Raw genomic sequence first — 3,918 nt, 5'->3', positions numbered from 1 at the left:
TTAAAGCTTGAACTCCACCAAAACTTTTACTGATATTGGAAAGACGTAAAAAGTCAATCATTTTATCACGTCATTTCATCCTTTTTGATATAGGTTTTTCTATAGAAAAATGGTTTATATGATGCAAAAAAAGTTCTGATTATGCATTGATATCTTTTACATTTAATGAACTTAAGAAGGGATGAGTCTTTTTTCCAATAGCTGTGGACTGTCTGTATACAGTATTATTTGAACGGCTATTAAAAATGATAGATTTCATTATTCATTTATATAAGTCGGTTCAATTATTAAATAAAAAACGGTCTTCCATACTTAAAGTATGGAAGACCGAATGAGTTAAAACCATAATTTAGAAATCGTAATCCTTCATGTTTTCTTTGGTCACTATGAGTGGTTTGTCAAATAGAACATTAATACCATCAATTTTTGGCATTCCGATATTGGGGATATCTATTCCATCGACAATTTCAGCAGATTTCCCTTCAAGTATTAATTTTGCCAGGTAAACCATGACATAGCCGGCTTCACCAGGGTCCCAGAGAATTGAATAATCCATTGATCCATCTTCTAAAAATTGAGCAGCTTGGTTTGGTGAAGTGGTTCCAATGACGGTAACCTTATCCTGTAATCCCTTTTCTCGGACTGCCTGAGCAGCACCAGGTGCTCCCTGGCTCCCATAGCATAGGAAGCCTTTTAGATCAGGGTTGGCGGTAAGGATTTCTAAACTTGTTTGACGAGCTAAATTTTGATCTTCTGAAACTGGATAACGATCGGCTACTTGAACTAAATTGGGGTATTTTTCTTTAGCCAGTGCCAGAGCAGCATCAGCCCAGATATTGTGGGCGGGAACAGTTAGAGATCCAACAAATACCACAAAATTACCACTATCACCCATTTTTTCAACGAGGAGCTCCATTGATTTTTCTCCGAACTTAATGTTATCGATCATTTCTACATCATAGTCAGCATTGACTTGATTGGGAGATTCATGGGTAATAACAGCAATATTTTGTTCTTTAGCACGGGCAAAAACCGGTTCACAGGAACTAGCATTGTTGGGAACGACTAAAACTGCATTGACACCCTGGTTAATTGCGTCTTCAATTAATCGAACTTGTTCGGCTTCGTCAGCTGATGCAGGAGCTTGTTGATATACTTCAACTTCAAAATCGACCTTGGCTTTGTTGAGGCCATTTTCAAGCTGGTTAAACCATGGGGAACGAAGTTTCGGGATAGAAACCATGGTATAGTTTTCAGCTGCGAAGACACCTACGGTCATAACCAAAACAAAAACGAAAAGTAACGCAGGAATATAACGGGAAAACTTGGTTCTTTTCATTAAAAACCCCCCTTATAAAACAAGATATTTTTTGAAGACAATTACATTTAACTATGGTTAATATTAACTGTCAAGATGAAATTATATTTTCAATGAAATGGAACCTAATTTAATATACTTAATAATTCATTTCTCACATAAGCTTATCGGTAAATCGCACCGATTCGATGAAATGTTTTTCGATTGGCAAAAAAGAATTCCAGAGAGAGTCCTTGGCTGCTACAAAAATGAGCAGATTTTCTTGCTCAACGGTGACTTTTTCAAAAAAATAAAATCGAGCTCGAACTTTATTTTGAACGTAGTGTCCTTCAGTAAATTTGGCCATTTTATTGTCGATTATGAGGCTATTTTCCTGATCAATAATTAAATCCTCTTTTGCTGCATCAAGAGAAGTTGCTTTCATTATTGAAATGACACCATCGGGAAAGTTAGGGTCTTCACCATTATACCATCCGCCGAGATTGAGACTATCGGTTTCCAAGGGTTTCCAGTTGAGAGGAACTTCGAAGACAAGATTTCCCCTCTGGGCAGAAATCCAATCATTGGTTGCCATAGAATTGAGATTGTCGTTATGAACCGGTGGAGAAGATGCTGTAAATAACGATTGAATTTCTTCGTCACCAAGGGCTCGGTTGTAAACTCTCACTTCATCGATGAGCCCATCAAAGAATTCAGAATAGCCAGCTGGATTATCTCCCAAGGTAAAAGTATTACTACTTATCATACCGGTTCCACCAGCAGTTCCATAAGAAAATTTTTCTCCATTTTTATAAAAAATAACATCAGTTGAGGTAAAGATAACCGCAAGAAACTGCCATTGTTTTAAATCAACACTTTTTCCGGTTATCCAATCAGAACCACCAATAAAAACGCTCCATCCATCGTTTTCAACTAAAAGTGAGCGGTCAAATCCGCCATCATCCTGAGACCATACCTGTCTTCGGCCATTACTAGAGCGGGGATATGCCCAACAAGTAACCGACATTTCCGGTATTTTTTCCGGATTGATATCAAGGGGAGTTATAACTGTACTATCTATTCCATTAAAATCATATGCTTGTCCAATTTTACCTGGTACGATTAAAGTCGAGGTTGGAACTCCATGGTTTCCTGAGCCGCTCATATCTTGCGAGTCATTATCGAGAGGGAGATAAAGAACTAAACCGGTTTGCGGAGATAGGGTACCAATTAGTGGAGATGGCGATGGAACTGGGGATTCTTGAATAACAACAGTAAAGGGTTCGCTGATTGCCAGTCGAGTATACCCATCGTTGATAAAAAAGCGAGCATCGTATTCTCCGGGTTCAGAAGGAGCCTCAAAAGTGAGTGAACCCTCTTTTTTCCCGTCGGTATATTGCCAGGTCAGATAATCCCTATCAGAGGCATCTTTTTTGTATAAACCAATCCAATCTCTTTGATTAGTTGTAGCATTTGAAAAAGTTATCGTTAGAGTTTCGCCAGGTGTAAATACTCTATTGTTAAGCGACAAACTGGGTTGGGGGAGAGCCACTTTAAAGGAAACCGAGGTAATTTCTTTACCATTGGAATCGCTGTCGTGCATACGAAAATCGTATTCTCCCGGTTCAGAAGGTGCAGTAAAGACCATTTCTCCTTGTGTCTGTCCAGATAAATATTGATAGGTTAACTCATGTTGATCGTTAACATTTTCATCACCGTGTGGAATATCGGAGGGGATGATCCCAATCCAAGCGCTGGATTCCAGTCCAGGAGGAGCAAAAAATAGGAGTTTAATTTCTTCGCCAGGGAAGAAGTTATCTTTTTCTAACTGAAGCTTGGATTGGACAGTTGATTTTTTGACCAAGAAAACAGTGCTTTTACCAAGTAAAGTCATCCCGTCATTTTCAAAAATACGAAGGTTATATTCTCCTTCTTCTTTGGGGGCAGAAAAAGTTATGGTCCCAGAAGTTTTCCCATCTAAATATTTCCAGGAGAGGTAATCCCGATCGGAAGCAGAACTATAGTAAAGACCAATCCAGTCTTTTGGATTGCCAGGTACTCCTCTAAATTCGATATTGAATTCGGTAGCAGGGTAAACCGGTTGTTTTGGATATTGATAGTCACACCTATTTTAGGCAGAGTAATTTTTATAGATTCTAAGATTTGGTTGAAAACCGGCTCGGCTTCTGGCCAGAGAAAATTACGGCTACCAGCTATGAAACCATAGGTTTTCTCAGTATGTAAAGGATTTTTCGCAAGTAATAGCCATATTTTTATGTTTGAGTCTGGGATTTGCCCTTCTATGAAACGAAATGGAACTTCGTTTATTATTTTCTCACTTTCCCGTTCTATAGTCATATAATTTAATTGATTTTCGATATCAACCGTGTTGATAATACCAAAAGCAACGTCAGGATCAGAGGAATCTCCCTGGTGCCAACCGACCACTTCTTCATCGGGGGGCGTCGGTTGCCAGTTTTTGGGAATTGTCAAGGTTGTAAAATCAATAGTCACCTCTTCCCAACCGCTGACCTCAACTTTTATTTTTTTGACTTCAAAAATATCACTTTTACCCAGTAAATTCATGCCGTCATCGGCAAAACCCCGGAATTGATAAGCTC

General features: G+C 38.7%; 3 protein-coding genes. All 3 read right to left on the bottom strand.

Annotated features, from left to right (window positions below; all coding sequences use genetic code 11):
• Positions 1 to 349: 349 nt before the first annotated feature.
• A complete protein-coding gene (locus tag PLK24_RS09330; RefSeq protein WP_324478479.1) occupies positions 350 to 1,339 on the bottom strand; it encodes an autoinducer 2 ABC transporter substrate-binding protein in 990 nt (329 codons plus the stop codon).
• Between the two features lie 133 nt (positions 1,340 to 1,472).
• A complete protein-coding gene (locus PLK24_RS09325) occupies positions 1,473 to 3,191 on the bottom strand; it encodes a LamG-like jellyroll fold domain-containing protein (RefSeq protein WP_324478477.1) in 1,719 nt (572 codons plus the stop codon).
• Between the two features lie 83 nt (positions 3,192 to 3,274).
• Positions 3,275 to 3,918 (bottom strand): hypothetical protein (locus PLK24_RS09320; protein ID WP_324478475.1); only part of this gene is annotated, 644 nt, incomplete at its 5' end.

Origin of the sequence: Atribacter sp., assembly GCF_035418125.1 — a bacterium.
Taxonomy (GTDB): Bacteria; Atribacterota; Atribacteria; order Atribacterales; family Atribacteraceae; genus Atribacter; species Atribacter allofermentans.
Note: the sequence above shows the minus strand (reverse complement) of the source record. Positions and strands in the feature narration are given on the sequence as shown.

Bases quoted from the DNA above. Each gene is read 5' to 3' on its own strand.
- PLK24_RS09330 (WP_324478479.1), bottom strand. From the start codon at position 1,339: ATGAAAAGAACCAAGTTTTCCCGTTATATTCCTGCGTTACTTTTCGTT.
- PLK24_RS09325 (WP_324478477.1), bottom strand. From the start codon at position 3,191: ATGACTTTACTTGGTAAAAGCACTGTTTTCTTGGTCAAAAAATCAACT.